We start from the raw sequence: 12,866 nt of genomic DNA, 5'->3' as shown, positions 1-12,866 counted from the left end.
GAAAAAAGTCCGATCAATACAAAAAATTACTTATTTTTTTTCTTATGTCTATTTTTCCTTCTTTTTTTCTTCCTTTTATGAGTAGAAATTTTTTTTAACTTTCTTTTTCTTCCGCAAGGCACTCCCTAAATCTCCTTATCAACGTTAAAAATTAAATTCAAAATGCTAACTAAATCATCCTCTGGATGAAACCATAAAACATTAGAAATTTTGGCAAAAAAGGTCATTTGCCTTTTTGCATATAAAAACGAATTTTTATTTATCAAACTTATTATATCATTTAAACTATAACAAGGTCTACTTTTCCATAATAAAAACTCATTATAGCCTATCCCTTTAAAAGCCGGCGTATTTTCATTATAACCTTTACTAAACAAGCCTTTAATCTCGGAAAGTAGGCCGCTATTGAGCATTTCATTAATTCTTATTGATATTCTAGTTTTCAAATCTTCAAAAGATCTTTTAAGACCTATAATCAGAATATTTTTAAATTCGCTATTCTGTTTTTTTTCAAATTGGCTAATAGGAATTCCTGTTTGGTAATAAACTTCAAGCGATCTTTTAATACGATAAATATCATTCTTATTTAACATATTAAATCTGATGGGATCTACATTTTTTAATTCTTTTAAAAGATAGGATTTGCCTTTAAGATATAAAAGATTATTAACATAAATTCTTATTTCAGAAGTAACCAAAGGTGTCGAAGGAAATCCATCCTTTAAATGTTTAAAATAAAAAGCAGTGCCCCCTACAAATATAGGAATTTTTTTTTTCTGTCTTATTTCTTTTACTATTCTTAAAGCTTGCTCGTAAAAAATTCCAAGAGTATACTCTTTTTCGGGATCTAAAAAATCTACTAAATGGTGCTTTATGTGTTTCATTAAATTTTTACTTGGCTTTGAAGAAGCTATATTGAACTCTTTATATACTTGAATAGAGTCAACATTAATAATTTCCGCCTTATTTTTTGGAAAATGAAACAAAATATTGCTTTTGCCCACAGCTGTAGGGCCAAAAATAAAAACTATTCTATCTTCCTTCAATTGAATAGCTAAATTTACCAGTCAAAACGTCATTAAAAGCTTGTCCTAATATTTTATCATCAAAAACAGCATGTTCTGCTAAAGAAATATTGTCTATGATTTGCTCTGTGCGTATTATAGTCGCAACAACAAGTTCATAAAAATTTCCATCAAAATCTTGGATTTTTTTTAAAGGCACTTTAGTCATTTAATCTCCTTATAAACTAAAATTATTTAATATGTTTAGCTAATTTTTTAAGTTTCTTTTATCAATTTCATCTCGAATTAATTCAAAAACTTCATTTGAATTAATATTTGTAACATCAATCACTAAATCGGTCTTTGAAGAATAATCATCAATATCTATATTGTAAATAGATAAATATCTTTTTTTATCATTTTCATCCCTATTAAAAGTACTGCTTAAAACATCAGAATACATCCCCCCCTCTCTAGTCATTATTCTCTCGGCTCTGACTTCCATTTTAGCATAAAGATATATTTTTAAATCAGCGCTCTTAGAAATCCAAATAGCAAGACGAGAAGCAAGCACTGTATTGTTTTTTTTAGAAAGTAAAGACAATCTCTTATCAAGATACATATCCCAATAATAATCATCTCTTCCTATTATCTCTTTCTCATAAAACTCTGAAAAAGGAATATTACGCTCTCTTGCAATATCATGAAAAGTGTAATTAATAAACTCAAGACCATAATGTTTTGCAATCATGCTACTTACAGTAGTGTTACCACAACCACTCTTACCAGAAAGTGCTATTTTCATTCAACATTCCTTATTTGCTCTTTTATTTTTTCTAAATTTAACTTCATATTTAAAATCAAATTTTTAATATCAAGATCAACCGCCTTATTACTCATAGTTGTTATTTCTCTATGCATTTCTTGAGAAATAAATTCAAGAACTTTGCCACATATTTCATATTCAAGATTTTTATAAAAAACTTCTATATGAGAATCTAAGCGTATGATCTCTTCATTGATGTCTAGGCGAATTGCCATTTTAGCTGCCTCTTCTGCAATGTTTAAATCTCTAAATTCATCCATTAATTTAGAGATATTTTCTTTAATGCTTGCAAATAATCTAACATTTATATCATTACAAGCATTCTTAACAATTTTAAGATCCCGCTCTATTAGCGCAAGGGTTGACACTATATCTGATTTAGTATTTTCTCCTTCAAAACTTCTGGCATTATTATAATGAAATAAGGTTTCCTCTAAAACACCTTTAAATAGACCATAAATCTCTTCTTGATGCTCAGTATCTTCATCAACAATTATCAAAGCTCCTTTTAACGATAAAAAATCGCCTAAACTTAGTTCGTTTTTAATATTAAGATCGGTATGTGCCAAAGAATCTCTAAGTCTAGAAATAGCCTCAATGTAATTAGGATTAACTGTAAAATTCATACTAGGAACCAATTCTTTATATCCTACATTTAAAAAAACATTTCCTCTGCTAATATATTTTGAAATCAAATTTCTTATATCAAGATCATAACTAGTAAAAATTTCTGGTAGTCTAAGTTTAAATTCTAAAAATTTTCCATTATAAGACTTTAAATTAACACTAAACATATAGTTGCCAATTATCTTTTCCAAATGAAAAAATCCCGTCATGCTTTTCACTATAATACCCTTACAAAAAATCGTGTAAAATAAAATTATTGCCAGCACCCATTGTAATAAACAAATCTCCAGATATTAGTAAACTCTTTATAAAGTTAATAGAATCTTTAACATCTTTAAAAAAATAAGTATTTTTATTTATTTTTTTAATATTTAAAAACAATTTAAAAGAAAGTTCATCTGGATTAAAATTCTCCCTGTTAGAAAGATATATATTGTGCAAAATTAATACATCAGCAATATTAAGAACTTCAACAAAATCATCAAAAAATTCTTTTGTTCTTGTGAAAGTATGGGGCATGAAATCCAAAATTATACGTTTGTTCTTATAGAAATTTTTAATACCAAAAAGAGTAGCTCTAATCTCCCTAGGATGATGAGCATAATCATCCATGTAAATTACTCCCTTTTTCTCTTTAATAAGTTCAGACCTTCTTTTTATACCACTATAATTTTTTGCAACTCTCTTTACTACTTCTTCAAAATCAAAAATTGATTTTCCATTACTTTCTAAAAAAAGATTTAAAGCTAAAAGCGCTGCTGAAAAATTTAATATATTATGAAATAAGACAGTCCTAAGTTCAATATTGTATAAGCCTAAAAAAGAAAAACAAAAATATTCATTCTTAACTACAATGTTACTTATTTGAAAATTGGACAAATCTCTAGATCCAAAGCTAAAAATATTTATATCTTCTCTATTGATTTGACTTTTAATTTTAAGCAAATTCTTATCATCAGAATTAATTATTAATATTCCATTTTTCTTCAAATTATTAATATATTGTAAAAAAGCATCTTCAAGGGCCTCATAATTTTTAAAAAAATCAACATGCTCATAGTCAACATTGGTTAAAATGAGCATATTAGGACTAAAATATAAAAAATGTTTTTTATACTCACAAGTCTCAACAATAAAAATATCGCTAATGCCGGCTATTGCAGAATTATCTCCAAAATCTTTAACACTTGATCCCACAATAACATTAGGATTTAATCCTAATTTATCAAAAAGAATACCTAAAAATGCCGTAGTGGTAGTTTTACCGTGAGAACCTGCAATTCCAATACTATAGTGCTTTCTAGAAAGCTCACCAAGAACCTCAGAATAAGATAAAATAGGTATATTCAATTCTTTTGCTTCAAGCAAAACTTGCAAACCGTCCTTATCATAAGCTGAAGAATATACTATTAAATCAAAAGATCTATCAAGCTCTTTTAATGAAAACTCATAAATATTTTCATAATAAGATATTTCATTATTATTTAAAATATCATCAGTATAAAATTTATCAGGAACATCTACTCCTTCTACAAAATATCCTTTTGAATTTAAAAAACAAGCCAGAGAACAAACTCCGCTTCCCTTTATTCCTACAAAAAAAATATTATTCAAACTGTCAAAATCAACCTTCATAACTCTCTTCTAAATAATCTTTTTTGTCATAAAATTTATGTATAACTATATCAATAGATGATATATTAATTATTGTATACTTAAGCACGTTAGTAATAATATAAGTTCTAAGCATTTCTGTGTTATTAAGTAAGTTGTTCCCAAGAGGAATGTTTAAAAACAGCTTAAAAAGGTAATTGCTTCCATCTTTTTTGATTTTAAGATCATAAACAATATAACTTCTATCATACTCAGAAACACAATGTTCAATAATTTGCCTTACAGCTCTCTTAGAAATAGATAAAACCCCTTCTTCATAAAAATGAGGCCTTACAACAGATCGAATATAATTTTTTTTCTTAGCAAAGAACCAGCGGCTTTTAAAAAAAACTTTAATTGGGTTTAATAGCAAATTAGGTCTAACAGACTTTATTTCAAAAGCTGCTGCTGGTACAACATGCTCCCCCATTTGCCTTGAAATCCTTGCTTTTTCTATTTCCTGCCTGGTTGAAACATCTGTTATGTAAATGATCTTAAAAACATTTGGCAATAAAAGTCTTGAAATTATTTTATCTATCATTTTAAGACTTGTTCCTAATATTAATATTTTACTAAATTCTTCTTTTCCAAGAACTTCAAGCATTTCGCTGCAATGAGCATCATCTTCAAATACAGATCGCTTTACTGCCCTAAAAACATTATCTTCAAACTTAGCAGAACTCCCAGCAATAATTTTCATGTTTTTAATTAACACACCATCATCAATTATTAAAGGTATTGAATACTTATCTGCTACCAAATGTGATCTAAAGCTCTTACCAGTTCCAGCAGATCCTACCAACGCATACACCTTAACCCTAACAAACTTATGCTTAATACTAGTTGCAAAGTTTTTAAACTTGCTTAATATTTTTTTTAAAAAAATATTACTTGAAAAATTCTGAAAATTCATAAACGCCAAAAATATCTTTTGCTTGCTTTAGAAATTCTAAACTAGGCTTAGCATAAAATTCATTCTTTTTAAAGAATGCTTCATTAAATTTTACCAAAAAAGCATGTAAAAAGTAATCACTTTTCTTGAATTTATCATGGTATTTCTTGTCATTAATCAAAGGATGATCGTTAAACGAACACTGAGACCTTATTTGATGAGTAAAACCCGTTTCAATAACAATCTCCGCAAGAGTAGCTCTCTTAGAAGACAATATCGGATTAACCTTTGTAATTGCATTAATGAAATCTTTATCCTCTAAAACAAAAGTTTTTTTCAGTCTTTGATTTCTAAATAAATGATTTTTATAAAGAACAGTTGACTTAACCTCACCCAAAAGTATTGCAAAATATTTTTTAGTTACAGAACCGCTACTAAATGCTGTACTTAGCTTTCTTGCAGCATTTATATTTTTTGCAAAAATAATAATACCAGAAGTATTCCTGTCAAGTCTGTGAACTGCCGAAGGCTTAAAGCTTAGAGATCTTAGATCTTCCCTTAAAAGATAAGAATTCACTAAAAAATCAAGAGAATTTTTGCCTCCATGAACTAAAATGCCTCTTTGCTTATCCATAACAAGTAAGTCACTGTCCTCATAAATTATTCTTTTTCGAATACATTGAAAATCAATATTGCTTTTATAACATTCACCCATAGCTAAGTTCAAACTTTGAACTAAAGATTTATACAAATAAATTTTATCACCTTTACAAACTCTATATGAAAAATGTGGTTTTAGACCATTAAGTCTAATATCACCTTTTCTAATATGTTTTATTATTCTAACTTTAGAAAAATTTAAAATTTTAATTAAAATTGAATCTAATCGCTTGCCATTATCATTAGCAAGAACTTCTAAAAAAATATACTTATCTAAACGCAAAAAATAATCATCCTAATAAACTTTGCTATATTTTTTACAAAAAAAATTAACTATTAAAAATGTAAATATAGAGACAAAAAATGATGGAAAAACAGGGTGAAAAAACCAAATATTAAAACCAAAGCATAAAATACACAAATAAAATATCAAACCTAAAAACATAGAAGTAAATGCTGCTATTTTGCTTGCAAAATTTAAATAAAGTCCAAAAACAATGATGGGAAAAAATGAAACTTCTAAAGCTCCAAAAGCAAAAATATTAACAAAGAATAAAAAATTGGGAGGAAGGAAAGAAAATACAAGTATTATTAAAATAAAAAAAACATTGGAAATCATTATCACTCTACCAACCTTTAAATCTTCTTTTAAATCTTTTTTATAAATAAATATTGACTTTATTAAAACAGATGTTATTAATAATAAATTTGAATCTACTGTGGACATTATTGCAGATAAAAGTCCCATAAAAAAAATAAAACAAGAAAAAGGATTTAAAACTTTTAAAGCTACATTTAAAACAACTTTATCATTTGGATTTAAATCTGGAAAAAGAATAATCGCAAAAAACCCTATTAAATGCATCAAAACAATTAAAAAGCTGATAATAAAAGTAGAAATGGGAAGCGATAATTTTATAGCATTCCCATCTTTAAATGCTATAAAATTATTAATAATCTGAGGTTGTCCTAATATTCCTATCCCTATTAATATCCAAAAAGAAATTATATATTGTGGTTTTATATCAATATTCGAAGGTAGTAATAGGTTTTTATCTAAACTAGACGCTGCTGTCTTGAACAAATTATTAATACCACCTCCCAAATCCAACATTTTGGAAAACAAAATAACAGATGAAACGAGCATTAAAAATCCTTGAATCAAGTCCGTATAAGCTACTGCCTTAAATCCACCAAAAAATACATAAATAAAAACTAATAGGGCAAAAAGTAAAAGACCAACTGCATAATTAATATCCCAAAAAACTTCTATAAGCTTGGCACCACCTATTAATTGGGCAGAAATCAAAAACATTAAAAAAAAAATTAATACACATCCACTTATTAACGCCAAAAAATCACTTTCATATCTATATCTAATATAATCAATAATATTTATTGCATTAATTTTTTTCGATTCACGATTTAATCTCTCACCAACAATAATAAAAGCAATTAAAGTTGTAGGAATTTGTATAACAGCTAATAATATAAAAGATAGCCCATACTTATAAACAGCAGAAGGACCAGAAATAAAACTACTAGCACTAATATAGTTGGAAGAAAATAGCAAGGCCATAACAATAAAATTAATATTTCGATTTGCAAGAAAGTATTTATTTAATAACAAGAAATTACCTCTATTTCTTTTTTAAAAATATAAAAATAAAAAATTATTAATAATGTATCAAGTCTTGCTAATTACTAAAATAAAAAAACAAACCAAAAAAAAATTTATGCTGGGAAACAAAATTCCTGATAAAAAAAACCATAAAGGAATATTAAATATAGTAGCTGATGTATTTATAAAATAGGCACAACAACACCATAAGAAAAACATACAAATATACAATAATATAGCGTACAGAATCCTATTTCTCATCTAAAACAACCTTAGCAAAAGAATATCAAAATTTATACATTCAAATATAATGTATATTATATAATATACATTATATGCATAAAAATAAACATATATTAATTGGTATATGTGGGGGCATAGCCTCTTACAAGTCAGTTTACATAGTTTCTAGTTTGGTCAAATTAGGATACAGCGTCAAAGTTGTAATGACAAAAAATGCAACTAAATTTATTACTCCATTAACTTTAGAGACCATTTCTAAGAACAAAATAATTACTAATTTATGGGATTTAGACCATAATGAGGTTGAACATATAAAAATTGCAAAATGGGCTCACCTAATTCTTATTATTCCTGCTACTTACAATACAATATCTAAAATTGCATCAGGAATTGCTAATGATGCATTAACTACAATAATATCTGCAAGCACAGCTCCTACTTATTTTGCAATAGCAATGAATAGCGCAATGTATTCAAACCCTATTTTAAAAGAAAATATAAAAAAGCTTAAAAATTATCATTATAAATTCATTGAGCCTGATAAAGGATTTTTGGCTTGCTCATCAAATGCTTTAGGGCGCCTTAAAAATGAAGCCAAAATTATAAAACCAATATTGAACGAATTTAATCAAAAAGATTACCTAAAAAACAAAAAAATACTTATAACAGCATCCAGAACTGAAGAATTAATAGACCCAATTCGCTATTTTTCAAATACATCAACAGGGAAAATGGGATTTTGTTTGGCAAAAGAGGCTATAAAGCTAGGAGCTTGGGTTACAATTATTACAGGGCCAACTAATGAAAATGGACCTGAAGGGGCCAATATTATAAAAATACAAACTGCAATGGAAATGTATAGAGAGGTTCTAAAAATATACAATAAATTTGAAATAATAATTGGAACTGCAGCTGTTGCCGATTTTAGGCCTAAACACATTTTTAATAGTAAAATTAAAAAAAGCAAAAAAAACAGATTGTATGTAGAATTAGTAAAAAATCCTGACATAATCCAACACATAGGACATAATAAGCTTAAAAACCAAATTGTTATTGGATTTTGCGCTGATGATTCTAAAAATTTAATTCAAAAAGCCAAAGAAAAATTAAAAAAGAAAAATTTAGACTTTATTGTTGCAAATGAACTTAAATATTTTGGTTCAAGCTTAAACAAAGTCTATATAATAAACAAACAAAGCACAAAAGAGTTACCAGAAATGAAAAAATCAGAAGTAGCTAAAGAAATTTTAAAAATTTTGTACTAAGACTGTTTTAGCAGTTTATTAATAATCAATAATCTTTTAAAAGCATTTTAATATATTCAGAGTTCGTTTCACTTTTAATTTTTTTAAGTTTATCAGAAAGTGATGAAGATTTATTATAAATAGCTCCTTTTAATGCAAAATGCCTTAAATCAATATTTTTACTGTCAATGATTTTAGAATAAAAATTATCAAAATTACCCTTTTTACCAGCCAACATTGAAGCAATACCTTTTAAAACATTTGAAGGTCTATTAACATTTTCTTTGTTAACAATTTCTAAAGCAATTGACAATGCTTTTAGAGGATCCTTATCTAAAAGGTAGATAAACATTGAGATTTTAAAACTATTATCAATCTTGAAATCAAACATGATGTTTTTAATTTCAATATCCCCAAGATCCATATCAATTAAAGCCTTAGCAGAAGCCTCCCTAACTTTAAGAGATGGATCGCTTTTAACCTTATAAATCAAAATATCCCTTGCTGAAGAATCCTTATGTCCTTTAATTGCATTAATAGCTTTAAATCTAATATTATCATCAGAATCTCTTAAAAATCCTTGTAAAATCTCTTTGGACTTCAAAGAAGGATCTTTAGATAAAGAAGCAATAATAGCTAATTTAACATTTAAATTATTGTTATTACTCTGAAGATATAAATCAGCATTTATAGTCACTTTATCCGGAGAAAGATATGATAACGCTTCGATAGCAGCAGCCTTAATTGATGGACTCTCATAACTATCTAACGAAATTTCATAAATTCTATTCTGATAATCAACAGCAGCCATTTTCCCAAGAGCAATAAGTATTTCTCTTCTAGCACCATCATTTCCAGAATATTTTTCAAAAACATCTATCATATTTTTAGAATACTCAAGAGAATTAAGCTCCCCTAGATAATAAGCCGCAATAGATACCACATTGCCCTCTTTATTTTCAAGAATCTCAATAAGAGTTTTTTTTAATTTTTCCTTATCATCAAACTCCTTAAGATACGAAATTGCTAAGCCAAATAAAGCATTTGAATATCTTTTGCTCTCATAATTCTCAAGAATATAATTTGCTGTATCAATGCCTCCTGAATACTTAAGAGAAATAAACAATTCAAGTATTTCCTTTTTAATATCGGCATTAAAGGTTTTCTCAAGTCTTTTTTTAAGAGGAGAATTATATTGACTGTCGCTTGATTTTTTAAGAGCTTTTATAATGCTTATAACCTGGCTATCAAGTCCATAAAGAATTGTATCATTAACATACTTGGAATCTAAACCAACATTAGAATAATTCTCACCCTTAGAGGAATTTTCTATCTCAAGCCTATTTCCTGTAATTTCGGGCAACAAAGGGGGATTGGGGGGAGTTAGAGAGTTGACATTTTGAGCATACACATTTAAAATAAGAAAAAAAAATAAAAAATTTAAGTATTTCATAAAACATCCCTCCTAATAAACCTAAAAAGTTTATTTATTCCTAAAACAGAATAACAAATAAATAAAGTTAAAATACTAACAATTCCTGCCGTAATTAAAAAATAAAGATTTTTAAAACTAAAACCCACATTCCACTGAAACTTTTCAAAAAAGAAATAAATTAAATACAAAGGGAAAAGTGTAATAATTGACTTTAGAAGAACAAATAAAATTTCAATTAAATCAATTTTAACTCCACTTTTCAATATTATAAAATAAAAAACAATTACACAAATCATAAAAGAAATAGATTGAGCCAATGCCAAAGCATTCAAACCATAATGCTTAATACCAAAAACAGAAAGTAAAATATCAAGAATAGAAAATAAAACACTCAAATAAAATGGTGTTTTTGCATCACGAATAGAAAAATAATATTTTTGAAAAAAACTAAACATAGAATAAAAAAGTAAACCTAAAAGAAAACATTTCAAAACACCCGCTGTTTTTTGAGTATCATAAATAGAAAACTTACCTCCCATAAGAAGTAAATTTAAAATATAATCAGACCAAATAAACATCAAAAAAGACACCGGAATAAAAATTAACAATAAAATTTTAATTCCATCCACTAAAAGGGTATTTAATTTTATATTATTTCCCAAAACAGCATACTCTGCCATTTTAGGAAAAATTACCGTTGCAATAGAAATATAAAAAATTCCTATAGGAAGCTGATAATAAACTATAGCATTACTAAGAATAGAAACACTTCCTATGTCAAGGGTAGATGCTAATGCAAATGAAATCTGCTGAGTAATAATTGAAATAGAAAATCCAAAAATCATACGAACCCATCTACTTAAAAAATTTAAAAATACCTTTTCTCTAAAATAAAATGTTGGCTTAAAGACAAAACCAATCATAAGACAATTTACAAACGGAATTAGAAATTGTAAAAACCCCCCAAAAATTACGCCAATAACAGCACTATATATTCCAAAACGGCCATAAAATAAAAATATGCTCAATATTATTCCAAAAGAAAACATAATAGGTGAAAATGAAGGAATAAAAAAAATTTTATATGAATTTAGAACAGATATGAAGATTGATGATAAACTTATTAGTAAAATATATAATACCAAATAACTAAATACAGAACTTGCAAAAATTAAGTTTTCTCCCCTATAATAAGACAGAAAATACATAATAGGCTTTGCAAAAATAATCATGACTAATACAATTAAACCAATAGCAATAACATTAAAAGTTATAACGGTTCTAAAAAAAGAAACAGCTTTTTCGTGCGATTTATTTTTTTCACATGTAAATTCAGGCAAAAAAGCTGAAGTCATTGCGCCCTCTGAAAGAATTTTGCGCAAATTGTTAGGAATATTGAAAACATAGTTAAAAATATCAGCATCAAGATTTGCTCCAAAATAATAAGAGAAAATCTTTACCTTTATAAACCCCATTATTCTTGAAAAAAAGGTAGAAATCATGACCAAAACTGTAGAAATAACATATTTATTCATCGAAATTTTCCTCTTCATACTTTTTTAAATATGAAGTTCTAAAGTTTAAAAAATTATCATTTAGAATTGCGGTTCTGATCTTTGAAATCAATCGGAACATATAGTAAATATTATGCTCACTTGCCAAAATTATTCCAAAAAGCTCTTTAGATTTTATCAAATGCCTTAAATATCCTCTTGAATATCTTGTACATAAAGTACAGCCACAATTCTTTTCTACCTGGGAAGTATCATCTTTATACTCTTTTCTACTAATGCGCATTATTCCATTATCTGTTAAAAGAGACCCGTGCCTAGCAATTCTTGCAGGATTAACACAATCAAAAATATCAATGCCATGGTATATGGCATCAAGTATGTAATGGGGAGTACCAATACCCATTACATATCTTGGTTTTTCTTTTGGCATTAACAAAGAACTATACTCAAGAATTTCTAAATATTTTTCTCTTGGTTCTCCAACAGAAATGCCCCCAATAGCAATACCTGGACTGTCTAATTCTAATATATCATTGATGCTTCTTTTTCTTAAATCTTTAAAAAAGTTTCCCTGAGTTATTAAAAATAAAAGCCCGTTGTATCCCTCTTTTCTGTTTTTATAAGCCTTAAATGTGCTACGAGCCCAATTGGTTGTAATATTTGTATACAAATTGGCTTCATTATAATCAATACCATAAGAACTACAAATATCAAGTGGCATAATAATATCGCTGCCAAAAATTTCTTGCATAGCAAATACTCCCTCAGGAGTAAAATAATGATAAGATCCATCTAGATGAGATTTAAAACGCACACCTTTTAGATCAATTTTTCTTAGACTAGAAAGAGAAAACACCTGAAATCCACCAGAATCGGTTAAAAAATTTTTATTCCAAGTTGTAAAATTATGAAGACCACCATATTTTTCAATAGTTTTAATGCCCGGTCTTAAATATAAATGATACGTATTTGCAAGCATTAAATTACATTTTAACTTCTCAAGAACAGAATGCTTTAAGCCTTTCATTGCTCCTAAAGTACCAACTGGCATAAAGCAAGGAGTATCTACTCTGCCATGAGGAAGATTTAGAAATCCAACCCTTGCATTAGAATGTTTGTCATTCTTAATTACGCTAAACATATAAAT

Annotated in this window: 13 protein-coding genes; 1 reads left to right on the top strand and 12 read right to left on the bottom strand. The window is 27.2% G+C overall.

Going from position 1 to position 12,866, the window contains the following annotated elements; translation table 11 throughout:
- Nucleotides 1-125 precede the first annotated feature (125 nt).
- The 9 genes from miaA to BG_RS04750 are packed head-to-tail and all read right to left on the bottom strand — an operon-like array spanning nucleotide 126 to nucleotide 7,502.
- Complete coding sequence (gene miaA, locus BG_RS04125) at nucleotides 126-1,046, bottom strand: tRNA (adenosine(37)-N6)-dimethylallyltransferase MiaA (RefSeq protein ID WP_011194112.1); 921 nt, start codon at nucleotides 1,044-1,046, stop codon at nucleotides 126-128.
- Entirely contained in the window at nucleotides 1,033-1,233 is a 201-nt protein-coding gene (locus BG_RS04120) for a DNA-directed RNA polymerase subunit omega (RefSeq protein ID WP_011194111.1), read from the bottom strand. Before BG_RS04120 ends, miaA begins: the two co-directional genes overlap by 14 nt.
- 39 nt (nucleotides 1,234-1,272) lie before the next feature.
- Nucleotides 1,273-1,809 (bottom strand): (d)CMP kinase, encoded by a 537-nt coding sequence (gene cmk / locus BG_RS04115; RefSeq protein ID WP_011194110.1) that lies wholly within the window; start codon nucleotides 1,807-1,809, stop codon nucleotides 1,273-1,275.
- Nucleotides 1,806-2,675, bottom strand: coding sequence for a YicC/YloC family endoribonuclease (locus tag BG_RS04110; protein WP_011194109.1), 870 nt, complete (start codon nucleotides 2,673-2,675; stop codon nucleotides 1,806-1,808). The genes cmk and BG_RS04110 overlap by 4 nt, the downstream gene beginning before the upstream one ends.
- A gap of 10 nt (nucleotides 2,676-2,685) precedes the next feature.
- Entirely contained in the window at nucleotides 2,686-4,092 is a 1,407-nt protein-coding gene (murC, locus tag BG_RS04105; RefSeq protein ID WP_011194108.1) for a UDP-N-acetylmuramate--L-alanine ligase, read from the bottom strand.
- Nucleotides 4,082-5,023, bottom strand: coding sequence for a hypothetical protein (locus BG_RS04100; RefSeq protein WP_011194107.1), 942 nt, complete (start codon nucleotides 5,021-5,023; stop codon nucleotides 4,082-4,084). The genes murC and BG_RS04100 overlap by 11 nt, the downstream gene beginning before the upstream one ends.
- Entirely contained in the window at nucleotides 4,998-5,945 is a 948-nt protein-coding gene (locus BG_RS04095; protein WP_011194106.1) for an RluA family pseudouridine synthase, read from the bottom strand. Before BG_RS04095 ends, BG_RS04100 begins: the two co-directional genes overlap by 26 nt.
- A gap of 12 nt (nucleotides 5,946-5,957) precedes the next feature.
- Nucleotides 5,958-7,292: a sodium/pantothenate symporter gene (gene panF, locus BG_RS04090; RefSeq protein WP_011194105.1), complete on the bottom strand. Its 1,335-nt coding sequence runs from the start codon at nucleotides 7,290-7,292 to the stop codon at nucleotides 5,958-5,960.
- Between the two features lie 57 nt (nucleotides 7,293-7,349).
- Complete coding sequence (locus BG_RS04750; RefSeq protein ID WP_231929927.1) at nucleotides 7,350-7,502, bottom strand: YhdT family protein; 153 nt, start codon at nucleotides 7,500-7,502, stop codon at nucleotides 7,350-7,352.
- A 116-nt stretch (nucleotides 7,503-7,618) separates the two neighbouring features.
- On the opposite strand from BG_RS04750, the gene coaBC reads away from it, so the two are divergent.
- Nucleotides 7,619-8,791, top strand: coding sequence for a bifunctional phosphopantothenoylcysteine decarboxylase/phosphopantothenate--cysteine ligase CoaBC (coaBC, locus tag BG_RS04085; RefSeq protein WP_044007939.1), 1,173 nt, complete (start codon nucleotides 7,619-7,621; stop codon nucleotides 8,789-8,791).
- A 25-nt stretch (nucleotides 8,792-8,816) separates the two neighbouring features.
- Here the strand turns inward: coaBC and BG_RS04080 are convergent, their stop codons facing one another.
- The 3 genes from BG_RS04080 to tgt are packed head-to-tail and all read right to left on the bottom strand — an operon-like array spanning nucleotide 8,817 to nucleotide 12,860.
- Nucleotides 8,817-10,223 carry a HEAT repeat domain-containing protein gene (locus BG_RS04080; RefSeq protein WP_011194103.1) on the bottom strand — a complete coding sequence of 469 codons (1,407 nt, stop codon included), beginning with the start codon at nucleotides 10,221-10,223 and terminating at the stop codon, nucleotides 8,817-8,819.
- The gene (gene murJ, locus BG_RS04075; RefSeq protein ID WP_011194102.1) at nucleotides 10,220-11,740 is read right to left on the bottom strand and encodes a murein biosynthesis integral membrane protein MurJ; all 1,521 of its coding nucleotides are present in this window, start codon (nucleotides 11,738-11,740) and stop codon (nucleotides 10,220-10,222) included. Before murJ ends, BG_RS04080 begins: the two co-directional genes overlap by 4 nt.
- Nucleotides 11,733-12,860 (bottom strand): tRNA guanosine(34) transglycosylase Tgt, encoded by a 1,128-nt coding sequence (gene tgt, locus BG_RS04070; RefSeq protein ID WP_011194101.1) that lies wholly within the window; start codon nucleotides 12,858-12,860, stop codon nucleotides 11,733-11,735. The genes murJ and tgt overlap by 8 nt, the downstream gene beginning before the upstream one ends.
- Nucleotides 12,861-12,866 lie beyond the last annotated feature (6 nt).

The sequence above is a fragment of the Borreliella bavariensis PBi genome (genome assembly GCF_000196215.1).
Classification (GTDB): domain Bacteria; phylum Spirochaetota; class Spirochaetia; order Borreliales; family Borreliaceae; genus Borreliella; species Borreliella garinii.
Note: the sequence above shows the minus strand (reverse complement) of the source record. Positions and strands in the feature narration are given on the sequence as shown.

Excerpts from the sequence above, each read along its gene's own strand:
- BG_RS04120 (WP_011194111.1), bottom strand. The coding sequence starts at position 1,233 with ATGACTAAAGTGCCTTTAAAAAAAATCCAAGATTTTGATGGAAATTTT.
- cmk (WP_011194110.1), bottom strand. The coding sequence starts at position 1,809 with ATGAAAATAGCACTTTCTGGTAAGAGTGGTTGTGGTAACACTACTGTA.
- murC (WP_011194108.1), bottom strand. The coding sequence starts at position 4,092 with ATGAAGGTTGATTTTGACAGTTTGAATAATATTTTTTTTGTAGGAATA.
- BG_RS04100 (WP_011194107.1), bottom strand. The coding sequence starts at position 5,023 with ATGAATTTTCAGAATTTTTCAAGTAATATTTTTTTAAAAAAAATATTA.
- BG_RS04750 (WP_231929927.1), bottom strand. The coding sequence starts at position 7,502 with ATGTTTTTCTTATGGTGTTGTTGTGCCTATTTTATAAATACATCAGCT.
- coaBC (WP_044007939.1), top strand. The coding sequence starts at position 7,619 with ATGCATAAAAATAAACATATATTAATTGGTATATGTGGGGGCATAGCC.
- BG_RS04080 (WP_011194103.1), bottom strand. The coding sequence starts at position 10,223 with ATGAAATACTTAAATTTTTTATTTTTTTTTCTTATTTTAAATGTGTAT.
- murJ (WP_011194102.1), bottom strand. The coding sequence starts at position 11,740 with ATGAATAAATATGTTATTTCTACAGTTTTGGTCATGATTTCTACCTTT.
- tgt (WP_011194101.1), bottom strand. The coding sequence starts at position 12,860 with ATGTTTAGCGTAATTAAGAATGACAAACATTCTAATGCAAGGGTTGGA.